Source organism: Paracoccus onchidii (genome assembly GCF_028294535.1).
Taxonomy (GTDB): domain Bacteria; phylum Pseudomonadota; class Alphaproteobacteria; order Rhodobacterales; family Rhodobacteraceae; genus Paracoccus; species Paracoccus onchidii.
This window is the reverse complement of record NZ_JAQBIE010000004.1, coordinates 192,876-213,959: the sequence shown is the minus strand read 5'-3', so window position 1 is coordinate 213,959 and position 21,084 is coordinate 192,876. Positions and strand designations below refer to the sequence as shown.

Sequence of the window (21,084 nt, the reverse complement as noted above, 5' to 3'; positions counted from 1 at the left end):
TAGCCACAGCAGGCCGGTCGGTCATTGCGGAACCGGATGCGGGCGTGGTGGAACGGTAGACACAAGCGACTTAAAATCGCTAGGGCTTTGCCCGTGCGGGTTCGACTCCCGCCGCCCGCACCATTGAATTCCAATCGAAATTTCCATGATCGTGAAACAGGAAAGGCCGGTCACAAGGACCGGCCTTTCCTGTTTCAACCGTGGTGCCGGTGAAGGGACTCGAACCCCCGACCCCATCATTACGAATGACGTGCTCTACCAGCTGAGCTACACCGGCATCAGGTTGTGCGGGGCCGGATAGCAGGTTCAAACGGCAAGGGGAAGGGGCTATTGCAGCTTTTTTGCCCCCAGCCCTTTCTGGTCGATCAACGCTTTCTGGCCTTGCCGTTATCCGCCCAGTCTATGTCCACTGCCGGCTCTACATCGGGACGCACGGGAGTTGGCTCAATCTCGGGCTGGAGGTCGTTTTTCTCCGTGACCGGCGGCGATCCTGTCGGCGTAGCCATTTCTTTTGCCGGCGCAGCCTTGTCCGTCGTTGCGACCTCGACATAGTCCTTTTCGTCGGGAACCATTCCGGGGGCGACATCGGCAATCTCGACAGTTGCGGGGTCTTTGGACGGTTCCTGTTCGGCCGCTTCGGGCGCAGAAGTCGCTGCGGCTTCATTCGCGGGCTTGGTTGCCGGTTCGGGCTGCACAGCGGCAGCTGTGGCAGCAGGACCGACAAGCAAAGGCAGCATTTCAGCACCATGTGATGCGGGCGACACCTTGCCCGATGCTTCGGGTTCTCGCCAGGTCAGCGTGTCAAATCCTGCGCAGCTGTCACAAACGGGCGCCCATTCGGCCATAACATTGTGACAGGTATCACATACCCACTGAGGCCCACGCGATGCCGTCAGCGCCCTGGCAAGCCAGCCACGCACCACGGCCTCATCCGCACCTTCGCCGCGCTCGACGGCCGCCATGATCGACAATGTGCGCACCGTGGGGTGTTTCTGCGCCAGATCGCCCAACGCGCGCCGCGCAGCAGGAAAATCTTCGGCCGCCAGCAACAGTTCCGCCTTGAGCAGACGCGATTCCTCGGAGTCGGGGTTCTTGCGAATCAACCGATCAAACCGGTTCAGGCGCGCCGCCGGAGTTTCATCTGGAACGATTTCGGCATAGGCGGCCGCAACATCGGGATGCGGGCGGACCGACCACGTTTTTTCCAATACGCGGGATGCATTGCGCGTATCCTTTTTCGCGATATAGCTCCGCGCGGCCAGAACCGAGGCCGGGATCAGATCGGGCGACGCCTTGTTGGCCGAAATGGCTGCCTCGCGGGCACTGATCGAATTGCCTTCGGCCAGAACTTCGCTGGCCTCTTGCAGGGCCAGCACGGCGTCACGACGCAAATGCACATCCTTGGGCAGCTCTCCCTGACGGCGCTGTTCCTTCATCAGTTTCCTTGCGCCTTTCCAGTCGCCCTCGCGCATCTCGAGATCGAGCAAGGTGTTCTGGATTTCCTTGTGTCGCGGTTTCAGGGCATAGGCCTTCTGGGCCAACAGCAGCGCGGTGCCGGTATCGCCGGCTTCAAGCTTTTGCCGCATCAACCCGCGAACACCGACGAAACGCGTGCGTTCATCTTCGAGCAGGTTCCGATAAGCGACCTCGGCCTTGCCGCGATCGCCTGCAATCTCGGCGGCCTGTGCCGACAGCACATTGGTGATATGGGGCCGATCAAGGTATTTGCCGGCCTTGGCCGCCTTGTCCTGCGCCAACTTCCCCTCGCCCGAGGCGACAGCCAGCATCCCTTCGCCCAGTGCGTCATACCCCTTGCGCTCGCGCGAACGGGCGAAATAACGATTGATGGCCGTCTCATCCCCGGCAAGAAACCGCAAAAAAGCCAGCAGCAGGCCAACCAGCTTGAACACGGCCCACGCCGCCACCATCAGCAAAAGCAAGGCAATAATCGCCTTCACGGGTGTCAGCGCAATCTCGGTGCCGCCATATTCGATGCGCAGCGTTTCTCCGACCTCGGACAGCTCCATCGCGCCCAATGCAAGGGCCAGAACCACGGCAAAGAAGAAGAGAATTTTCAACAAAGACAGAAACATAACCGCGCCCTCAGTTCGAAGTGGCCGACAGATCGGACAAGGCCGAATAAGCGTCCTGATAAGCCGTTGCACCGGTCAGCCAATCGGCCATCGCCGGCGCGGCAAGCGCGGCTTCGGGCAGATCGGCCAACTGGGTCAGCGCGGCCGGGATATCACCAGCTTCGACCATCGCGCCGGCACGTGAAAGAATAGCATCCGGGTCATCGCCTTCTCGGGGGGCCACGGATCTTGCGCCGGTCTGGGCGCGCAGGAAATTGGTGATCGGGTTGCCGCCGCCGGCGCTGTCACTGCGCAGCGAAGCGCGCAAGGCCGCCCGCGCGGCATCGCCGAAGCCATCCTGCAACGAACCCAGACTGGGCACTTCGCGCGTCAGGGCCTCGGGCGCATCAAGCCCCGCCGATTCCAGCGTGCTCCGCGCCTGCTCGGCAGTCACGCCGCGATCCAGCGCCGTCTTGAGGGACGCAATCGCCGCGACGGCTTCGGCGCGGCGCGTGCTTTCGGCCGCAGCTTCCTGCAATTTCTGCGCCTCGGCCTGTGCTGCGGCAATCGTGGATTGCGCGCTTTCGGCCGCCGACGCGATTTGCCCTTCAAGCGCAGTCGCCTTGTCGGCAAGTGATTGCACCCTCGCGGCGACGTCCGGATCGATCCCCGGCTGTGCGGCAAGGTCTTCGATCCGTTGGCCCTGCTGTTCAAGCCGGGTCAGGATCTCATCGATACGCGAATCCGGCGCAGGTTCGGCAGGGGGCGTTTCTTCGGGTTGCGGGGCAGCAGCAAGCTCGTCGCGCAAGGCGTCGATCTGCTGACGTGCCGCCTGCTCGGCCCTGGCAACGGCATCTGCGGCAATGGCGTCGACGTCAATGCTCTCGCTTGCAGCAGGCGCGGGTGCAGGTGCAGATGTGGCGGGCAGCCAACCGGCCGGCAGATGCGGCAAGGCCCAGATGGTCGCCGCAGAGCCGATACCCGCAGCCACCACCCCCCCCAGAACGACCGGCCAGAAACCGGTTTTCCTGATGATGACATCTTGTCCGGGCGCAGGGCTTGTCGCGGCGTGCATGTCGCCCCCCGGGCGGTCGGTCGAGGGCGCGCTTGCGCTGTCGGTATCCGGGCGTGACGCATCCTTCGGTTTTGGCATGGCGGCCGGGCGGCCGCCCTCTCCCTGACCGACCAGTGTTGATTCGGCGCTCTTGATCTTGCCACCGCCGGCCATCGCGCCAGAACCATCGCCGCTGCCGACATCCTTGAAGTTCAGCGTTCCCGGCTTGGCTGCGGATTTCATGGCCGATTCTGCCGGTTTCTTTTCTGTGGTGCCGGGCTGTGGGGGCTCGGACGCCTTGTTGTTGCTTGCGGATTTGGTGTCTTCTGGCTTTTTCACGTTTCGTCCCCGTCATCGCCTGGCACGGTGGCATCACCGCCAAAGGTGTTGCGCTCAGCCTAATGAGGCGCGGCGGTCTGCTCAACCCGCCGTGTTCATGATTGCTGTTCTGCCAATATCGCGCGAATCGCCCTGACAAGACCCGGCGCATCTGGCGTGGGCGCAATGACACGCTTTCGGGCTGTCACGGCAAAGGCATCGCTCGCCGCCCGGCTGATTGCCGCAACCCATAGCAAAGCGCGCGAATCGCCCAGCTGTTGCGCCAGCAACGCAGCCGATCGCGGTGAAAACAACGGCAGGATCACCGGCGCATCGGATTGCAGCAAACCCATCGCCTGTTCGTTCAACGCCAATGGCCGCTGATCATAGACCACGACATCCCGAACCGGCAGCTGTCGCGCGACATGCCGCCCCCGGGGATGTATCAGCGGCATGGTCGCCGATTCCAGCAAGGGCAGCAACCGCTCGGCGTCGCCCGGCCCCTGAATGACCTTGAAACCTGCCCCCCGGGCCAGTTCGGCGGTGCGCGGCCCCACGCAATAGGCCGGCCTGCCCCGCCCCGGACCGGCGCTGGCAATGGCATGCCCGGACGTAAAGACCAAAGCCGGGGCATCCGCCAGCATGGCCCCGTCATGGGGGACATCGACAATGCGAATGATCGGCGAGATAACCGTCGGCAAGCCGGGCAACAGGGCCGAGAAACGCCGCGAATCATCGACGGGGCGGGTCAGCAGAAGCGTCGGCTGGGCGCGGCTTGGCATTGGCATCCTTTCCGGGCAGTGCTACCTGCACAGGGGTAAGCGCCCCTTTCCACTGCGGCAATAGCATGGATGATCTGATTTTTCTTGGCATTGAAAGCAGCTGTGACGACACGGCGGCGGCAATCGTGACCGGCGATCGCAGGATCCTGTCATCAGTCGTCAGCAGCCAAACCGATTTGCATGCCGATTTCGGTGGCATCGTGCCCGAAATCGCCGCGCGTGCCCATGCCGAAAAGCTGGATCTGATGGTGGAAGAGGCACTTGACCTTGCCGATATCGGTCTGGGCGATCTGGATGCGATTGCCGTCACCGCCGGACCGGGCCTGATCGGCGGCGTCATGGCCGGTGTGATGTGCGCCAAGGGAATTGCGGCGGGCACCGGATTGCCGCTGATCGGCGTGAACCATCTGGCCGGGCACGCATTGACCCCGCGCCTGACAGACGGAATCGACTTTCCCTATGTCATGCTGCTGGTGTCGGGCGGTCACTGCCAGTTCCTGCGTGTCGATGACGCGCAAACCTTCACACGCCTTGGGGGCACCATAGATGACGCCCCCGGCGAAGCCTTTGACAAGCTGGCCAAGTTATTGGCACTGCCCCAGCCCGGCGGCCCTTCGGTCGAGGCCGAGGCCGCTTTGGGCGACGGTGAACGTTTTCATCTTCCGCGCCCCCTGTTGGACCGTGCGGGATGCGACATGTCATTCTCGGGGCTGAAAACGGCAGCCCTGCGCCTGCGGGACAAGCTGATCGAAGAACAAGGCGGATTGCGCCAGCAGGACCGCCGGGATCTTTGCGCCGCCTTCCAGCTTGCCGTGGCCGAGGTTCTGGCCGAAAAATCGCGCCGCGCCCTGAGCCAGTCCCCGGTGCCGATTCTGGCGGTCGCCGGCGGCGTTGCCGCGAACAAGACCATCCGCGCGGCACTGGAACAAGTGGCACATAGCGCAGAGGCCGAATTTCTGGCGCCGCCCCTGCGCCTTTGCACCGATAATGGTGCCATGATCGCATGGGCTGGAATCGAGCGGTTCCGACTGGGCCATCGCGACGGAATGGACCTTGTTGCCCGCCCGCGCTGGCCGTTGGACAGCCATGCGCAGCCCATGCTTGGCAGTGGCAAGAAAGGGGCAAAAGCATGACGGCATCGGTTCTGGGCGCCGGGGCATTCGGCACGGCACTGGCAGTCGCCATATCGGCGAACGGGCCTGTCTGCCTGTGGGGCCGCAATGCGACGTGGCGCGGGGAAAACCCGCGCCTGCCCGGCATCTCGCTTGCGCGGAACATCACGGTCACCGACGATCTGTCGCGGGCCTGCGATTCCCCGACCCTGATCCTGGCATTACCCGCCCAAAGCCTGCGCGGTTTTCTGGACCAGAACAGCAGCTTTCTGAACGGCAAGGCATTGGTCAGCACCGCCAAAGGGATCGACCTGTCGACGTTGACCGGGCCTTCGGCGCTGATCCGTCAGGCCTGCCCCACGACCCAAATCGCGGTCCTGACCGGACCGTCCTTTGCCGCGGATATCGCCAAGGGGCTGCCAACCGCGCTGACCCTGGCATGCGAAGACGCCGCAGGGGGAAACCGGCTGCAACATGACCTGTCCACACCGGTCCTGCGGCTGTATCGCACAACGGATGTTGCAGGTGCCGAACTGGGCGGTGCGCTGAAGAACGTGATTGCCATCGCCGCCGGAACCGTCATCGGCGCGGGCCTGGGCGACAGCGCCCGCGCCGCAATCATCACCCGCGGCTTTGCCGAAATGAGCCGTCTGGCGACCCGCCTTGGCGCCCGGCCCGAAACCCTGACCGGGTTGTCGGGCCTTGGTGACCTGACCTTGACCTGCACCTCGGCGCAATCGCGCAATTTCCGCTTTGGCGCAGCATTGGGCGCGGGTCGACCCTTCGATCGCACGACCACCGTCGAAGGTGTGGCAACTTCCCGCGCTGTGGCCGCCCTGGCCGAACGGATCGGCACGGACATGCCGATCGCCGCCATGGTCGCCCGCCTTGCCGAAGGCGCGGTTTCCGTGGAAAAGGCTATAGAACATCTGATGACCCGCCCCCTCAAGGAGGAATGATGCCCCTTTTTGCCGTGACCTGCCGGGACAAGCCCGGCGCCCTGCAAATCCGTCTGGACACCCGTGCCGACCATCTGGCCTATCTGAAAGACAGCGGCATTGTCGCCATGGCCGGACCGCTGATCGAGAACGGCGAGATGTGCGGATCTCTTGTGGTGCTGGATACCGACGGTCTGGCCTCGGCGCAAAGCTGGGCCGACAATGACCCCTATCGCCATGCCGGATTGTTCGAATCGGTCGACATCCGCGAATGGAACAAGGTGATCGGCTAATGGCCCGCTGGCTTTTCAAATCCGAACCCAATGTCTTTGGCTGGGATGACCTGATCGCCAAGGGCGATGCAGGCGAGGAATGGGACGGAGTCCGCAATTATCAGGCACGCAACAACATGCGCGCCATGAAAATCGGCGAACAAGGGCTGTTCTATCATTCCAATATCGGAAAAGAGGCCGTCGGCATCGTCGAAATCATCGCCCTTGCCCATCCCGACAGCACCGCCAGCGACCCGAAATGGGAATGTGTCGACATCAAGGCCGTCAAACCCTTGCCCCGCGCAATTTCGCTGGACGAAGCCAAGGCCGAGCCGCGGTTGAAAGACATGGTTCTGGTCAATAACAGCCGCCTGTCCGTTCAGCCCGTCACGGACGAAGAATGGGATGTCATTCTTGAGCTTGCGGGTCTCTGAGCGTCGGGCCGGCATTTCGACAAAGCGGGTTCATATTGATCCCGCGCCGCGCTAGGGTCCGCTCATCCGACAGCCAGGAGGTCATATGAGCCAGCGTCTTCACCTTGTCTTTGGCGGCGAATTGGTCGATCCGCAAAGCACCCGGTTCCGCGACACCGACGACATTCACATCGTGGGCGTGTTTCCGAACTACGAATCAGCCTATGCCGCCTGGAAGGCCGAGGCGCAGCGCACCGTCGACAGTGCCCATACCCGCTATTTCATCGCGCATCTGCACCGCCTGCGTGATGAGGAAACCGAGGTCAGCCCGACCGAAGAACTGGGCAACTGATGGCCCTGGCCGGGCTTGGCAGGCTGGGCCTGTGGCTGCAGACGCGCCGCAATTCTCACAGCATACCGACCCGGCCTGCCATCCCCGAGGGTGCCGGCCCGTTACTTATGTTGCATGTCGCCAGAGATGCAGAAAATTCGGTCAAACCCGTGCTGCGCCAGCTGACCTCGGCGCGCCCGGATCTGCGAATCATGCGCCTTTCAGGTGATTATCTCGGTCTGGCGGATGACATCCGGGCTGCACGCGCGCTGATTGCCAGCGCCAAGCCGGCCGCCCTGCTGTTGCTGGGTTACGATACGCCCTCGGCTATCGTCATGGCTGCGCGCCAGAACGGGATACCCGCCTTCATGTCCGAGGTTCGCCTTCTGGGGAAATCGCGGGGCTGGGGGTTGCGCGGTTCGGCGCGCCGCGCGTTGTTGCGCTGTTTCGACACGATTCAGGTCACCGACACGGCCAGCCAGACCGCGCTGATGCGTATGGGCGCCGACCCCTCCAGGATCGAGCTGACCGGCCCTCTGGCCGAAATCAAGGACCCACCCAGTTGCACCGAGGCCGAGCGCAGCGCCTTTGCGCAATTGCTGAACGGTCGTCATGCATGGCTGGCCGCGGACATCCCCGAAGCCGAAGAAGACGCCGTGCTGGCGGCCCATTTCGCCGCAATGCGCCAATCGCATCGCGCCCTGCTGTTTCTGGCCCTTCGCGACCCCGACCGGATCGATCCACTGGCCGACAAGCTGGAAACCGACGGCCTGATCGTTGCTCGCCGCACGCAAGACGAAGAGCCGACCGAGGAGGTTCACGTCATGATCACGGATGGGGCTACGGAAATGGGTCTCTGGTATCGTCTGGCGCCGGTCACCTATCTGGGCGGGACGCTGACGGGTACCGATACCGCGACCTGCCACCCATTCGAGCCGGCAGCACTGGGTTCGGCCATCGTGCATGGCCCGTTACTGACCCAGCACCTCACGCAGTGGCAACAGCTGGACGGCGGCAACGCAGCGCGCGCCGTCGCAGATGCAACCGCGTTGGCCGCCACCATGGCCGAACTGACCCAGCCCGACATCATCGCATCGCTTGCGGGCAATGCCTGGACGGTCAGCACCGGTGGCGCCGATGTGGCGCGACGGATCGCGGCTCCGATCCTGTCGGTTCTTGCAGAGGAACATGCATGAGGCGCGCCCCGACATTCTGGTATCGCACGCCGCCCACATTCGCCGCGCAATTCCTGCGCCCGCTGGGGGCGGCCTATGCACGCGCCACCGCGCGGCACCTTGCGAACCGGCAGCGTCAGCGGGTCGGCGTTCCGGTCATCTGCGTCGGCAACCTGAACGCGGGGGGAACCGGCAAGACCCCGACCGTCATCTACATGCAGCAATTGCTGCAATCCCATGATCTTGACGTTCACGTCGTCTCGCGCGGGTATGGCGGGCAGGCCACTGGTCCGATGCGGGTCGATGAACGCAAACATCGCGCCGGCGAAACCGGCGACGAGCCCCTGCTGATGGCAGCTTTCGGGCCAGTCTGGGTCGCCAAGGACCGATTGGCCGGCGCAAAGGCGGCTGCACAGGCAGGTGCCGATGCGATCTTGCTGGATGACGGTTTTCAGGATCCGGCACTGGCCCATGATCTTTCAATCGTTGTCGTCGATGCGGCCAAAGGGTTTGGAAACGGGCTTTGCCTGCCTGCGGGACCGCTGCGCGAGCCGGTGCAGACCGGCATGGCCCGGGCCGATCTGTTGTTGTCCATCGGCCCGGACAGCGCCCAGGATCGTTTTGCCCCCCCCCGCGACATCACCGCAACACATCTGCGCGGCATATTGTTGCCGCTGCAAACCGGTATCGACTGGAAGGGCCATCGGGTTTTGGCCTTTGCCGGAATCGGGCATCCTGAAAAATTCTTCGCGACCCTGCGCGATCTTGGGGTTCAGCTGATCCGGGGCGAGGCGCTGGACGATCACCAGGACTTTTCGACCGCGCTGTTGACACGGCTGGAAACCGAGGCACGCATGACCGGCGCGCAACTGGTGACAACCGAAAAGGATGCCGTGCGCCTGCCGCCCGAGTTTCGCCCCAAGGTGCTGGCCCTGCCCGTGCGCATGGCGATCAGCGATACATTCCCCCTTGTGCAAAGGCTGAACACGCTGTTTCCCGGCAAAGGCTTTGATACCCCGGACTGATCGGGATCGCTCTTTGCATTTCGTCCCGCAGACCCGATATACAGGGACTAACCCCTGAACCGATCACCGGAAAGGATCGCGATGTCGCGCAAAGCCATGCAACGGCTCAGTTTCTATCTGCTCGTCCTGTTGACGCTGTATGCGTCGCTGGCCGGCGCTGCATAGGGGGCGCGCAATGGCACAGCGTTTCGGCGGGCGCTATTCGCCTGACCCCGGCAGCGACAACGATCCGCAGCGACGCAAGGCGGCGGGCCCAACGCTGCACAGGCTGTCATCGCGCCCGAAATGGGTCACGATCGCGGCACTTCCGTTCCTGTTCGCTGCGTTCTTTCAGCCCCCGATCGGAATGGTCGCCAATCTGTGCGCGTTCGGCCTGATTGCGGCGGGCATGTGGTTGACCCGCGAAGGGCTGGCTGCCGAGGCCGCCTATGACTTGCGCGCAACTTCGCGCGCGCCGGCGATCCCGCGCAAGCTGTTCGGGGGCATTCTGGCCGGGCTGGGTCTTGGCCTGGGTGCTGCCGAACCGGGGGCGATCGGTGGGGCCGCCCTGATCGGGATTGTCGGGTTTGCGCTGCATTTTCTGGCCTTTGGTGCCGACCCGATGCGGGCGAAGGGCATGGAACATGCCGATGACTTTCAGGCTGATCGTGCCGCGCGGATGATCGAGGAAGGCGAAGCCCATCTGTCACAGATGCAGAATGCCATCCGACGCACAGGGGATCGCCGGCTGGAGGCACGGGTGATGGGCTTTGCCGCAACGGTTCAGGATCTGTTCGATCAGGTGCGCGAAGACCCCGGCGACCTGTCAGCTGCGCGGCGCTATATGGGCGTGTATCTACAGGGCGCACGCGATGCGACCGAGAAATTCGCAAGCCTCTATGCCAGATCTCGCGACGAAAAGTCGCGGCTGGCATACGAGGAATTTCTGAACGATCTGGAAAATGATTTCAAAGCACGTTCGGACAAGCTGCTGGATGGTGATCGCGATGATCTTGCCATTGAAATCTCGGTCCTGCGCGAACGTTTGCAACGCGAAGGCGTCCGTCCCGCCAAAGATGCCGTTGACAGCCGCCGATTGACCAGTGAACAGGCCAGAACCCTCGACGACCTGTTGACCCCTGCCGACAAGGCCGGAAAAGACGAGATCCGCTGACGCCTCATGCCAAGATATGCATTAAAGATCGAATATGACGGCGCGCCTTTCGCCGGCTGGCAGGCGCAAGCGGACCAACCCTCGGTACAACAATCCGTGGAAGAGGCACTTGCGCGGCTGGATCCCGGATTCGCATCAGGCGGGCGGATTGCCGCTGCGGGGCGCACCGATGCGGGCGTCCATGCGACAGGTCAGGTGGCCCATGCCGACATGCAGCGTGACTGGGATCCCTTCCGATTGGGCGAGGCATTGAACTTCCACCTGAAACCGGCACCCGTCGCGATTCTTGCCGTCGCCCGAGTTGACGATCAGTTTCATGCCCGGTTCTCGGCCATGGAACGCCGCTACCTGTTCCGGCTGGTGGCGCGGCGCGCGCCGCTGACCCATCTGCGCGGTCAGGTCTGGCAGGTTCTGAATCCGCTGGATGTCGATTCCATGCGTGCAGGGGCCGCACATTTGCTGGGCCAGCATGATTTCACGACCTTCCGATCCTCGATCTGCCAGGCGCAAAGTCCGGTCAAGACCATGGATGAAATCACCATCGACAGCGTGCCCGTGCCGCATGGTCATGAATATCGCTTTTACCTGCGCGCGCGATCATTCCTGCACAACCAGGTGCGGTCAATCGTGGGAACCCTGGAACGGGTTGGCGCGGGGTCGTGGCATCCGGATCGGGTCAGGGACGCATTGCAGGCCTGCGAACGTTCGGCCTGTGGTCCGGTCTGCCCGCCCCAGGGGCTGTATCTGTCCGGTGTCGGCTATCCGCAAGACCCGTTCGCCTGAAACGAATCAGCCGACCTGCTTGCGCGGCGCGACCGGTTTGCGACGACGTGGACGTTCATCCCGTCGGGACACGACGATCTTGACGGTGCTCCAGAGAATCCAGACATCCATGCGCATGTTGCGATGGCGCTGATAGATCAGATCGATTTTCAGCTTGGCCGGCAGGCAACGGCGATAATAGGCAGCCTCGGTCGCCTCGGCGCTGGTGCAACCGGCGAGAATTTTGTCTTCGTGGCGGTGATAGATCAGAGTCGCCAAACCGGTCACGCCCGGACGGCTTTTCAATACCTGACTATAGACCGCCGGGAATCTTTCGACATATTCGCGCAATGGGGGGCGGGGACCGACAAAGCTCATGTCGCCACGCAGGATATTGAAAAGCTGTGGCAATTCATCAATCCGGGTACGCCGAAGGAAATGCCCGATCGGCGTGATGCGCCAATGTTTATGCGCACCCGTGGCCCCAAAATCACCGTCCTGGCGCAGCATGGTCCGGAACTTCAGCTGTGTGAAGCTGCGCGAAGGCGAGCTCATCCGTTGGGCGGAATAAAAGATCGGCCTGCCCTGAACCACCAGCAGGATCAACGCAACGGTCACCATCACCAATGACAGCGGAACAAGCAGGATCAGAACCAGTGCAACATCGAAAATGCGCTTGGACGCCGGCATGGGATTGATGCCGTCTGCGCTGGCCTCTCGGATAAACCAGGCCATCTTGGGGGCCGTCAGTGCGGCCAGGCGTTGCGCCTGCGTCTTGTCCCAGTCGTGGTGGATCGTCACGATATGGCCCGATCACGTTGTTGATGCGTTGTTTTTTGCGGTAGCACATCGCCCGGCGCTTTGAAACTGTGGCGCAAGCTTTTGGTGCAATGACTTGCGCAAGCATGGCAGTTCGGCCACTGTGGCGGCGAAAAACCACCGAACGGCTCTCTGATGCGTAAATTTCTGGTGCTGCTGGATGACAGCCACGAATGCCTGAACGCGATGCGATTTGCAGCGATGCGTGCGGCGAATGGCGGAGGCGGCGTGGTCATCATGTCGGTGATTCCCGCAGCAGATATTCAACACGGCTTTGGCGTTGCCGATGTCATGCGCGCCGAAGCGCATGAACGAATCGAGGCTCATTTCGAGGTTTTCGCGAAATGGATGCGCTCTCGTCCCAAGGTCGAACCCGAACTGGTCATTCGCGAAGGCGACCCCGCCGAAGAGGTGATTGCGCAAATCGCAGAGGATCCGGAAATCGGCGTGGTGGTTCTGGGGCTGAACAGTGACAAGTCCGGCCAGAACCCGGTTCTGAGCCGGTTGATGCGCGACGCCGCGACACTGGCCTGTCCGATCACGATTGTCCCCGGTGACATCCCCAAGGAACGACTGGAAGCGATTACCTGACGGCCCGAGCTTGACCCGCGCCCCCACGGTCGCCATATCAAAGCCAAAGGAGCGCTGCCGATGTTCATTCAGACCGAAACCACCCCGAACCCCGCAACGCTGAAGTTCCTGCCCGGCGAAACCGTGCTGGGCGCGGGCACAGCGGATTTCCCAAATGCCGAAGCGGGCGATAAATCGCCGCTTGCGCGCCGTGTCTTTGCCATCGAAGGCGTGACCGCCGTGTTTCTTGGCCGCGATTTCGTCACCGTGACCAAAGCCGACAACCAACCCTGGGATCACCTCAAGCCATCGATTCTGGGGGCGATCATGGAGCATTTCCAATCGGGCGCACCTGTAATCGAAGGTAACGCCACCGGTTCGGCGGGGCATGCCGAGCATTCCGGCCCCGATGCCGAGATCGTGGGTCAGATCAAGGAATTGCTGGATACTCGCGTCCGCCCCGCCGTGGCACAGGATGGGGGTGACATCACCTTTCACGGCTTTGATCGCGGGGTCGTATATCTGCATATGCAGGGTGCCTGCGCGGGATGCCCATCCTCTACGCTGACCCTGAAAATGGGCATCGAGAACCTGTTGCGCCACTATATCCCCGAGGTGGTCGAGGTTCGCCCCGTTGCCTGACCCGATCGTCTTGGGGTTTGACACATCGGCCGCGCATTGCGCGGCCGCTTTGTTGTGCGGCGACACGGTTCTGGCGCAGACCCATCAAGACATGACCAGAGGCCAGGCCGAACGGCTTTTCCCGATCTTGCAATCCATGCTGACAGAGGCCGGGCTGGGTTGGGCAGATCTGACCGCCATCGGAGTCGGGATCGGCCCGGGGAATTTTACCGGCATTCGCGTGGCCGTGGCTGCGGCACGGGGGCTGAGTCTGTCGCTTGGGATTCCGGCCATCGGGATTGGCGCGACCGAAGCCGCGGCCTTCGGGGTTGAACGGCCCTGCCGTATCGTCATCCCGTCACGGCGAGACCAGGTAATCTGGCAGGACTTTACCGGATCGCATATGGATGGCGAGAGCCGTCCGCAGCAAGCTGCGAACGGCGCGCTGCCGCCCGGCCCCGCGCCGGCTGCGCCGGCGGTTCCGCTGGCCGAGGGCATTGCGCGATTGGCGATGGCGCGACGCCACCAGCCCGTGCCGCGCCCTGCCCCCATATATCTGCGACCAGCCGATGCAGCGCCGCCATCCGATCCGCCGCCAGTGATCCTGCCGTGACCCCGCAAGAGCTGGCGGCGCTGCATCATCTTTGCTTTCAATCCGCGCCCCGCCCGTGGTCCGCCAACGAATTCGCCGGCATTCTGGAAACGCGCGGCGCCTTTCTTGTGACGCGCCCGAACGGTTTCCTGTTGGGGCGGGCCATCGCGGGGGAAGCAGAGTTGCTGACCTTGGCGGTCGACCCCCGACATCGTCGCCTGGGCACCGGCGCCATCTTGTCCACCGAATTCGCGGCCCGGGCCCGCAATCAAGGTGCCGAGACCGCATTTCTGGAGGTCGCCGCCGACAACATAGCGGCCCGCAGCCTGTATCAGCGTATGGGCTGGACCGAATCGGGTCGCCGGCGTGACTATTACGGGGCCGGCCGGGACGCGTTGACCTTACGGCTTGAGCTTTGATTTTGCGAAGAAGGCAGTTGACCCATATCGGGCGATGCGCCCTAATCGGCCCATTAGGCCGACGACATGAATCGCCGGCAACAACAGGATGAGGCTCTGCTTATGACCTTGGTGAAAACTCTTTTTGCAAGCTCGGCATTGGCGACACTTGCGTCGGGCGTGGCGATGGCTGACCCGGCGCTGATCTATGATCTCGGCGGCAAGTTCGACAAATCATTCAACGAAGCGGCCTATAACGGTGCCAAGCGCTGGACCGAAGAAACCGGCGGCAGCTACAAAGAACTGGAGATGCAGTCCGAAGCACAGCGCGAACAGGCGCTGCGCCGTCTGGCCGAAACCGGCGCGAACCCCATCGTCATGACCGGCTTTGCCTTCAGCGACGTCCTGACCAAGATCGCACCCGACTATCCTGATACCAAATTCGCGATCATCGATATGGTCGTGGATCAACCCAATGTGCAATCGGTGGTCTTCACCGAAGAACAGGGCAGCTATCTGGCCGGGGTCATGGCGGGCGTAAAGTCCGAAACGGATGTCGTCGGATTTATCGGCGGCATGGATATTCCGCTGATCCACAAGTTTGAATGCGGCTATGCGCAGGGCTTCAAATCCATCAAGCCGGAAGGAAAGGTGCTGATCAACTATACCGGCACCACCCCTGCGGCGTGGAACGATCCGGTGAAGGGCAGCGAACTTGCCAAGGCCCAGAAATCACAGGGCGCGGATGTGATCTATGCCGCAGCGGGCGGGACCGGCATCGGTGTGCTGCAGGCGGCAGCGGATGAAGGCATCCTGTCGGTCGGGGTCGACAGCAACCAGAACCACCTGCACCCCGGACAAGTTCTGACTTCAATGGTCAAGCGCGTCGATAATGCGGTCTATGATGCCTTTTTGGCGGGAACCGATCTGGAACCGGGGGTCAAGGTGATGGATCTGGCCGCCGGGGGTGTCGGGGTCGCGATTGACGACAACAATCAGGCACTGATTACGCCGGATGTGCAGGCCGCACTGGATGACGCGGCCGCCAAGATCCAATCCGGTGAAATCGAGGTTCATGACTACATGGCCGACAGCAGCTGCCCGGTTCAGTAATGACGGGCGGGTCGGAAAATGTTGGGGGGCGGTCACACGAGACCGCCCCTTATGCCATCGAACTGCGGGGCATCTCGAAATCGTTCGGATCGGTGCAGGCGAACAAGAATATCGATCTACAGGTGCCTCGGGGCAGCATCCACGGGATCATCGGCGAAAATGGCGCCGGCAAATCGACGTTGATGTCGATTCTCTATGGGTTCTACAAACCCGATCGTGGTGAAATTCTGGTGAATGGTCAGAAACTGACCATATCCGACAGCCAGACGGCCATCCGTGCCGGGATCGGCATGGTGTTTCAACATTTCAAACTTGTGCAGAATTTCACTGTTCTGGAGAATATCATTCTGGGTGCCGAGGACGGCGCCCTGTTGCGACCTTCGCTGGCCAAGGCACGCGGTGTCCTGCGCGATCTGGCGAAGGAATATCAACTGAATGTCGAGCCCGACGAACTGATCGAGGAATTGTCGGTCGGACACCAGCAGCGGGTCGAGATCCTCAAGGCGCTGTATCGTCATGCCGATATCTTGATTCTCGACGAACCGACCGGGGTGCTGACCCCCGCCGAAGCAGACCACCTTTTCCGAATTCTGGAAGGGCTGAAAGCCGAAGGCAAAACCATCATCCTGATCACGCACAAACTGCGCGAAATCATGGACATCACCGATAATGTCAGTGTGATGCGGCGCGGGGAAATGGTCGCTTCGGTCAAGACAGCCGAGACCAGCCCCGAAGAGCTGGCCGAGCTGATGGTCGGTCGCAAGGTATTGCTGAGCGTGGACAAGGCGGTTGCACAACCCGGCAAGCCGATCCTGCAGGTGCAGGACCTCAGGCTGGTTGATGATGAGGGTGTCGAACGGCTGCGCGGCATCAGTTTCGAAATTCGCGCCGGCGAGATCTTGGGCATCGCGGGGGTCAGCGGAAACGGCCAGACGCAATTGCTGGAATTGCTGGGCGGTTATCCCGAAAAAGGCAGCACGGTCGGCGGCACTATTCGCATGAATGGCGAAGAGCTGGACCTGACCGGCACACGCTCTGATGCCGCGACGCGACGCAAGCGCGGCATCGGCCATGTCCCCGAGGATCGGCAGGTTGAAGGCCTGATCATGGATTTTGCAGCCTGGGAAAATGTCGCCTTCGGCTATCACCATGCTCCGGAATTCAATCGCGGTATGCTGATGGACAATGGCGCGATCCGCACAGATGCCGACGCCAAGATGGAACGTTTCGACGTGCGCCCGCGAAATTCCAACCTTGCCGCGCGCAACTTTTCGGGCGGAAACCAGCAAAAGATCGTCGTGGCGCGTGAAATCGAACGTAATCCGGACCTTCTGCTGATCGGTCAACCGACCCGCGGGGTCGATATCGGCGCGATCGAGTTCATCCACAAACGCATCGTTGAACTGCGTGACGCCGGTAAGGCTGTGCTGCTGGTCAGTGTCGAGCTGGAGGAAATTCTGTCGCTCTCGGATCGGATCGCCGTCATGTTCGACGGCCGCATCATGGGAGAGCGCCTGCCCGGTGAAACAACGACCGGAGAGCTGGGATTGTTGATGGCAGGCATCACCGACACACAGAATCACAGCGCCGAGGAAGGAATTCCGCCTGAAACCCAACATGTAGACCGCCTGCCCGGGGGAGAGGCCTGATGGATAAGATGCCAAAATGGGCGGACGTGATCCTGACGCCCGTGATCTCGTTGGTGTTGGCAATGGCCATTTCCGCAATCGTCATCCTGGCGATTGGCGAAAGCCCCTGGATGGCGCTGAAAACCATGGTGGATGGCGCGTTGGGGTCCAGCTATGGCTGGGGTTTCACACTGTATTACACCACCAATTTCATCTTTACCGGACTGGCGGTGGCCGTGGCCTATCACGCCAGCCTGTTCAATATCGGCGGCGAGGGGCAGGCGATGATGGGCGGGCTTGGCGTTGCCCTTGTCCTGCTGTATCTGCCCTTGCCGCATTGGGTACTGGCCCTGCCTTTCGCCATGATCGGCGCGGCGATGTTCGGGGCTGCATGGGCGTTGATACCGGCTTGGCTGCAGGCCAAGCGCGGCAGCCATATCGTGATTACCACGATCATGTTCAATTTCATTGCCGCGGCGCTGTTGAACTATGTTCTGGTCAATATCCTGCGTCCTGTCGGCAGCATGGACCCTGCATCTGCACGTTTCCCCGAGGCCACGCATCTGCCGACCTTGTCCGATCTTGCGCTGGTTCTAGGGGTGGAATGGGGCAAGAACACGCCCGTCAATGTCACCTTTTTCGTTGCCTTGATCGCCTGTGTTCTGGTCTGGGCCCTGATCTGGCGGACGCGGCTTGGCTATGAGATCCGCGCATTCGGTCGATCCGAACCCGCCGCGATGTATGCGGGCATTTCACCAGTGCGAATCACGGTGATCGCAATGCTTGTTTCAGGCGCGCTTGCCGGCCTGATGGCGATCAACAATGTCATGGGCGAATCCGAACGGCTGTTGCTGAATGCGGTCGAAGGTGCGGGTTTCATTGGAATCGCGGTGGCCCTGATGGGACGCAACCATCCTTTTGGCGTCGTTCTGGCCGCATTGTTGTTCGGATTTCTCTATCAGGGCGGCGGCGAGCTGGCCTTGTGGACCAGTATCCCCCGTGAACTGATCATTGTCATTCAGGCATTGGTCATCCTGTTTACAGGCGCATTGGACAACATGGTGCGAATGCCTCTGGAACGGCTGTTTCTGGCGCTGAGCAACAAGCGGAAGGACGCCTGATGGATTTCGACACGATCATCCAGATCCTCGACAGTGCGGTGCGCCTGATGACACCGCTGCTGCTGGCATGCCTAGCCGGTCTCTATTCCGAGCGTTCGGGCGTGTTTGATATCGGCCTGGAAGGCAAGATGCTGATGGCGGCGTTCACGGCGGCAGCCGTCGCCTATGCCACCGGCAACCCATGGCTGGGCCTGCTGGCAGGTATTGCCGGGTCAACCGCGCTGTCGTTGATTCACGGGCTGGCCTCGATCACCTTCATGGGGAACCAGCTGATCTCTGGTGTGGCCATCAACTTTCTGGCCTCGGGCATGACCGTGTTGTTGGGACAAAAAATCTTCGGATTGGGCGGGCGCACCCCATCCCTGACCGAAGGCGGCCGCTTTGGCGAAATCACGCTGCCCTTCGCCGATACGATTCGCGAGGTTCCGTTTATCGGGCCCATCTATGCCGAATTGTTGTCGGGGCATACTGCGCTGGTCTATGTGGCTTTTGCCTGCGTGCCCCTGACATGGTGGATACTGTCGCGCACCCGTTTCGGACTGCGCCTGCGCGCGGTGGGCGAGAACCCCGCTTCGGTCGATACGGCAGGCGTATCGGTAACGCGGTTGCGTTTCGCCGCGGTCGCGATATGCGGTGTGCTGTGCGGGCTGGCCGGTGCCTATCTGGCCACGGGTCTGTCTGCAGGTTTCGTCAAGGAAATGACCGCAGGTCGCGGTTTCATCGCATTGGCAGCCCTTATTTTCGCGAAATGGCGCCCCTGGAGCGCGCTGTTCGCAACGTTCCTGTTCGGTCTGCTCGAGGCGATCGCCAATCGTTATCCCAATCTGGACCTTGGTGTGGTGACCATTCCTTCCATGTTCATGAACGCCCTGCCCTATATTCTAACCGTCATCATCCTTGCCGGCTTTGTCGGTCGTGCTATCCCGCCACGGGCGGGCGGAGAACCCTATGTCAAAGAGCGTTGATCTTGCCGATTTCATCCGGGAACGCGCCGGTGACCAGCCCCCGGAATTCGGCCTGATACTCGGGTCAGGTCTTGGCCATCTTTCCGCACAGATCGATGGGACTGCCATTCCATATGATCAACTGGATGGCTTTCCCCATGCCGGGGTGTCGGGCCATGTTCCGCAGTTGGTCATTGGCAATCTTGAGGGGCGGCGTGTCGCGGTCTTTGGCGGACGGGCGCATTACTATGAATCGGGACAGGCCGACGCCATGCGGCTGCCATTGGAAACCCTGGCAGCGTTGGGCTGTGATCGGCTGATACTGACCAATGCGGCAGGGTCTTTACGCACCGACATTCCACCGGGCGGCCTGATGCTGCTGGAAGATCATATCGCCTTTGCGGGAACCAATCCGTTGATCGGCGAAAAGACCGACGCACGATTCGTTCCGATGACCACCGCGCATGACCCCGAGATCAGATCGGCGCTTGCCGCAGCTGCACATGCCGAAAACATCGAACTGCCCGAGGGAATCTATTGCTGGTTCTCTGGTCCAAGCTTTGAAACGCCAGCCGAAATTCGCGCCGCCCGCGTTCTGGGCGCGGATGCGGTTGGCATGTCAACGGTGCCGGAAATCATCCTAGGCCGGTTTCTCGGCCTGAAATGCGCTGCCATTTCAGTCATCACCAATATGGGGGCCGGGCTGAGCAATGAATCGATCAGCCATGACCACACCAAAGCCATAGCACCCTTGGGGGCATCGAAACTGGAAACGGTGCTACGCCGTTTCCTGCGTGATTACCGCGGCGGCTAGGGCCAAGAAACCAGTTGCTTTGCCTTGGCATTGACCCATGCAGCGATGCCGTCCAGATCCGCCAGATCGGCAACATCCAGATCGGCATCGCGCTGCGTGGCAAAGCGCGCGCGATGCCGATCATATCGCGGATCATAATGATGCCGCATCAAGCCTTCAGCCAGGGCTTCAGCCTGACCGGCCTGGACAAGCGCCAGCCACTGTTCGATCCGCTCTTTCGGGTGCAATGACGACAGCGCGATGATCCTGTCGTGCAACAATCCGGGGTCTGACAACAAATCGGCATAGTCCCGGGCGCAATAGCGCGCGCGAATATCGATGGGCACATGCAGGCGGATACGTGGCGCATCGCAGATTGCACGCCAGATTGCCTTGGGCAGATTCAGCTTTCCGATCCGACTGCCTTCCGCTTCGACGATAACCGGGTGCTTGGGGTCCAGCCTGTCCAGCACAGAAGCCAGCCGCCCTTCGAACGCCTTTTGGCCGGGCTGCCCATCCGCAAAAGCACCAAACAAGCTGCCGCGATGCCGGGCCAGCGCCTCAAGATCTATAACCTGCGCGCCTTGCCCGGCCATGCGTTGCAGAATCGCCGTCTTTGCGCTGCCGGTATTTCCGTCCAGAACCACGACAGGCGCCCCGATGGCATCATGCTGGACGCGTTCCACGACCAGCCTGCGCCAAGCCTTGTAACCACCGCGAATGACGTCAACGCGCCATCCGATCTGCGCGAGGATCGTTGCAAAACTGCCAGAACGTTGCCCACCGCGCCAGCAATAGATCAAACCGCGCCAGGATCCCGGTCGATCCGCCAGCGGCCCGGAAATATGGCGGGCCGCATTCGCCGCGACCAGCGCCGCGCCGACCTTGCGCGCGGCAAAGGGCGAGACCTGCTTGTAGATCGTGCCAACCCGCGCGCGTTCATCATCATCCAGAACCGGCAGATTGATCGCACCGGGCAGGTGATCCTCGGCGAATTCCGAAGGCGAGCGCACATCGATAATGTCATCGAACCCGGCCAAAGCCGGGTCCAGCACGCGGGTCAGATCTATCGGCAAGA

Annotated in this window: 23 protein-coding genes and 2 tRNA genes; 19 read left to right on the top strand and 6 right to left on the bottom strand. The window is 61.9% G+C overall.

The window, feature by feature from the left end; genetic code table 11:
• Positions 1-38 precede the first annotated feature (38 nt).
• A tRNA-Leu gene (locus PAF17_RS05030) sits at positions 39-123 on the top strand.
• Between the two features lie 78 nt (positions 124-201).
• Here the strand turns inward: PAF17_RS05030 and PAF17_RS05025 are convergent.
• The 4 genes from PAF17_RS05025 to PAF17_RS05010 all read right to left on the bottom strand — a co-directional run bounded on the left by PAF17_RS05025 (position 202) and on the right by PAF17_RS05010 (position 4,226).
• Positions 202-277, bottom strand: a tRNA-Thr gene (locus PAF17_RS05025).
• An 88-nt stretch (positions 278-365) separates the two neighbouring features.
• The gene (locus PAF17_RS05020; protein ID WP_271887986.1) at positions 366-2,093 is read right to left on the bottom strand and encodes a heme biosynthesis protein HemY; all 1,728 of its coding nucleotides are present in this window, start codon (positions 2,091-2,093) and stop codon (positions 366-368) included.
• A 10-nt stretch (positions 2,094-2,103) separates the two neighbouring features.
• Positions 2,104-3,465, bottom strand: coding sequence for a COG4223 family protein (locus PAF17_RS05015; RefSeq protein WP_271887985.1), 1,362 nt, complete (start codon positions 3,463-3,465; stop codon positions 2,104-2,106).
• Between the two features lie 95 nt (positions 3,466-3,560).
• Positions 3,561-4,226, bottom strand: a complete 666-nt coding sequence (locus tag PAF17_RS05010) for a uroporphyrinogen-III synthase (protein WP_271887984.1) — start codon at positions 4,224-4,226, stop codon at positions 3,561-3,563.
• A gap of 65 nt (positions 4,227-4,291) precedes the next feature.
• Between PAF17_RS05010 and tsaD the strand changes: the two genes are divergently transcribed.
• From tsaD to truA, 9 genes are all read left to right on the top strand, one after another.
• Positions 4,292-5,359, top strand: coding sequence for a tRNA (adenosine(37)-N6)-threonylcarbamoyltransferase complex transferase subunit TsaD (gene tsaD / locus PAF17_RS05005; RefSeq protein ID WP_271887983.1), 1,068 nt, complete (start codon positions 4,292-4,294; stop codon positions 5,357-5,359).
• On the top strand, positions 5,356-6,297 hold the full coding sequence (locus PAF17_RS05000) for an NAD(P)H-dependent glycerol-3-phosphate dehydrogenase (RefSeq protein ID WP_271887982.1): 942 nt from the start codon (positions 5,356-5,358) through the stop codon (positions 6,295-6,297). The genes tsaD and PAF17_RS05000 overlap by 4 nt, the downstream gene beginning before the upstream one ends.
• Positions 6,294-6,569, top strand: coding sequence for a YciI family protein (locus PAF17_RS04995; protein ID WP_271887981.1), 276 nt, complete (start codon positions 6,294-6,296; stop codon positions 6,567-6,569). The genes PAF17_RS05000 and PAF17_RS04995 overlap by 4 nt, the downstream gene beginning before the upstream one ends.
• Positions 6,569-6,982: an EVE domain-containing protein gene (locus PAF17_RS04990; protein WP_271887980.1), complete on the top strand. Its 414-nt coding sequence runs from the start codon at positions 6,569-6,571 to the stop codon at positions 6,980-6,982. The genes PAF17_RS04995 and PAF17_RS04990 overlap by 1 nt, the downstream gene beginning before the upstream one ends.
• Positions 6,983-7,067: 85 nt before the next feature.
• Positions 7,068-7,313, top strand: coding sequence for a DUF4170 domain-containing protein (locus PAF17_RS04985; protein ID WP_271887979.1), 246 nt, complete (start codon positions 7,068-7,070; stop codon positions 7,311-7,313).
• Positions 7,313-8,488 carry a 3-deoxy-D-manno-octulosonic acid transferase gene (locus tag PAF17_RS04980; protein ID WP_271887978.1) on the top strand — a complete coding sequence of 392 codons (1,176 nt, stop codon included), beginning with the start codon at positions 7,313-7,315 and terminating at the stop codon, positions 8,486-8,488. Before PAF17_RS04985 ends, PAF17_RS04980 begins: the two co-directional genes overlap by 1 nt.
• Complete coding sequence (gene lpxK, locus PAF17_RS04975) at positions 8,485-9,492, top strand: tetraacyldisaccharide 4'-kinase (RefSeq protein WP_271887977.1); 1,008 nt, start codon at positions 8,485-8,487, stop codon at positions 9,490-9,492. Before PAF17_RS04980 ends, lpxK begins: the two co-directional genes overlap by 4 nt.
• A 175-nt stretch (positions 9,493-9,667) precedes the next feature.
• Positions 9,668-10,645, top strand: coding sequence for a 5-bromo-4-chloroindolyl phosphate hydrolysis family protein (locus tag PAF17_RS04970; protein ID WP_271887976.1), 978 nt, complete (start codon positions 9,668-9,670; stop codon positions 10,643-10,645).
• 6 nt (positions 10,646-10,651) lie between these two features.
• A complete protein-coding gene (truA, locus tag PAF17_RS04965; protein WP_271887975.1) occupies positions 10,652-11,428 on the top strand; it encodes a tRNA pseudouridine(38-40) synthase TruA in 777 nt (258 codons plus the stop codon).
• A 6-nt stretch (positions 11,429-11,434) separates the two neighbouring features.
• Here the strand turns inward: truA and PAF17_RS04960 are convergent, their stop codons facing one another.
• Positions 11,435-12,208, bottom strand: a complete 774-nt coding sequence (locus PAF17_RS04960; RefSeq protein WP_271887974.1) for a sugar transferase — start codon at positions 12,206-12,208, stop codon at positions 11,435-11,437.
• Positions 12,209-12,361: 153 nt separating this feature from the next.
• Between PAF17_RS04960 and PAF17_RS04955 the strand changes: the two genes are divergently transcribed.
• The 9 genes from PAF17_RS04955 (at position 12,362) to PAF17_RS04915 (ending at position 20,027) form a co-directional block, all read left to right on the top strand.
• On the top strand, positions 12,362-12,817 hold the full coding sequence (locus PAF17_RS04955) for a universal stress protein (protein WP_271887973.1): 456 nt from the start codon (positions 12,362-12,364) through the stop codon (positions 12,815-12,817).
• A gap of 60 nt (positions 12,818-12,877) precedes the next feature.
• Positions 12,878-13,438 (top strand): NifU family protein, encoded by a 561-nt coding sequence (locus PAF17_RS04950; protein WP_271887972.1) that lies wholly within the window; start codon positions 12,878-12,880, stop codon positions 13,436-13,438.
• The gene (gene tsaB / locus PAF17_RS04945; protein ID WP_271887971.1) at positions 13,431-14,030 is read left to right on the top strand and encodes a tRNA (adenosine(37)-N6)-threonylcarbamoyltransferase complex dimerization subunit type 1 TsaB; all 600 of its coding nucleotides are present in this window, start codon (positions 13,431-13,433) and stop codon (positions 14,028-14,030) included. The genes PAF17_RS04950 and tsaB overlap by 8 nt, the downstream gene beginning before the upstream one ends.
• Positions 14,027-14,428 carry a GNAT family N-acetyltransferase gene (locus PAF17_RS04940; RefSeq protein WP_271887970.1) on the top strand — a complete coding sequence of 134 codons (402 nt, stop codon included), beginning with the start codon at positions 14,027-14,029 and terminating at the stop codon, positions 14,426-14,428. The genes tsaB and PAF17_RS04940 overlap by 4 nt, the downstream gene beginning before the upstream one ends.
• Before the next feature lie 102 nt (positions 14,429-14,530).
• Positions 14,531-15,520, top strand: a complete 990-nt coding sequence (locus PAF17_RS04935; protein ID WP_271888016.1) for a BMP family lipoprotein — start codon at positions 14,531-14,533, stop codon at positions 15,518-15,520.
• Positions 15,520-17,169, top strand: coding sequence for an ABC transporter ATP-binding protein (locus PAF17_RS04930; protein ID WP_271887969.1), 1,650 nt, complete (start codon positions 15,520-15,522; stop codon positions 17,167-17,169). Before PAF17_RS04935 ends, PAF17_RS04930 begins: the two co-directional genes overlap by 1 nt.
• Positions 17,169-18,269 carry an ABC transporter permease gene (locus PAF17_RS04925; RefSeq protein ID WP_271887968.1) on the top strand — a complete coding sequence of 367 codons (1,101 nt, stop codon included), beginning with the start codon at positions 17,169-17,171 and terminating at the stop codon, positions 18,267-18,269. The genes PAF17_RS04930 and PAF17_RS04925 overlap by 1 nt, the downstream gene beginning before the upstream one ends.
• Complete coding sequence (locus PAF17_RS04920) at positions 18,269-19,234, top strand: ABC transporter permease (RefSeq protein ID WP_271887967.1); 966 nt, start codon at positions 18,269-18,271, stop codon at positions 19,232-19,234. Before PAF17_RS04925 ends, PAF17_RS04920 begins: the two co-directional genes overlap by 1 nt.
• Positions 19,218-20,027, top strand: coding sequence for a purine-nucleoside phosphorylase (locus PAF17_RS04915; protein ID WP_271887966.1), 810 nt, complete (start codon positions 19,218-19,220; stop codon positions 20,025-20,027). Before PAF17_RS04920 ends, PAF17_RS04915 begins: the two co-directional genes overlap by 17 nt.
• Here the strand turns inward: PAF17_RS04915 and mnmH are convergent.
• Positions 20,024-21,082 carry a tRNA 2-selenouridine(34) synthase MnmH gene (gene mnmH / locus PAF17_RS04910; protein WP_271887965.1) on the bottom strand — a complete coding sequence of 353 codons (1,059 nt, stop codon included), beginning with the start codon at positions 21,080-21,082 and terminating at the stop codon, positions 20,024-20,026. The genes PAF17_RS04915 and mnmH overlap by 4 nt on opposite strands.
• Between the last annotated feature and the right edge of the window lie 2 nt (positions 21,083-21,084).